This is a genomic window from Winogradskyella sp. UBA3174, assembly GCF_002364335.1.
Classification (GTDB): Bacteria; Bacteroidota; Bacteroidia; order Flavobacteriales; family Flavobacteriaceae; genus Winogradskyella.
Window position 1 is genome coordinate 8,910 of record NZ_DEXW01000006.1, and the last position, 799, is coordinate 9,708.

Below are 799 nucleotides of genomic sequence, written 5' to 3' on the forward strand. Positions count from 1 at the left end.
ATAGCGTTTTCTATTAATACTTGTAAACAAAAGGGAGGAACGAGTGTTTCTGGCGTCTTATTGTTTTGATTGATTTCTAAAGAATAACAACCCAAATATTTCTCTTCCATTAACTTAAAATAGCTTTTGGTAAACTGAATCTCTTCTTTTAAGGATACCAGTTTTTTATCTGATGTAATTAAAGAATAGCGATATAGTTCTGAAAAATGATGCAGAAAATTACTTGCTTTGTCTTTATCTTCTTCAATAAGTTGATCTAGTGTATTCAAATTATTAAACAAAAAATGCGGGTTTAACTGTGCCTTCAGTTGCTGAATTTTACTCGATGCCAATGCTTTGTCATATGCATTCATTTCAAGTCTATACGTATTGTTCTCCTTTGAATACAAATGGGCTAGATATAGGCTACCGAATAAGACAAATTCAATAATTTTGCCAATATTAACGATTATTAAAGTTTGATGATTAAAATTTTTAGACACCGTATCAAAGATTATTGATATAATAATCCCTAGGATATTTGATGCACAAATGTATAATAGGAATGCGATGCCAAAGTACTTTAAGTACCCTTTAAGGCTAGAAACTTTTTGCACATTCTTCTTGCGCATATAGCTTATGATAACTTTTATGAAAATAAAAATAATAAAAGCATCAAAAAATAGTGAAATTGGTCCGTCTGGTAAAAAAACCACATCAAATTTTTGACCTATGCTAATTCTGTTTTTTACAACAATCACATAGCTTACAAGAAAAATAAATAGGATAAAGTATGTATCGAGCTGTAAAAATTTTAATA

General features: G+C 29.0%; 1 protein-coding gene. It reads right to left on the reverse strand.

Features of this window, described 5'->3' with window-relative positions; genetic code table 11:
* A partial coding sequence (locus B2U95_RS00685; RefSeq protein WP_296311346.1) for a sensor histidine kinase occupies positions 1–353 on the reverse strand: 353 nt, incomplete at its 3' end.
* Positions 354–799: the final 446 nt, after the last annotated feature.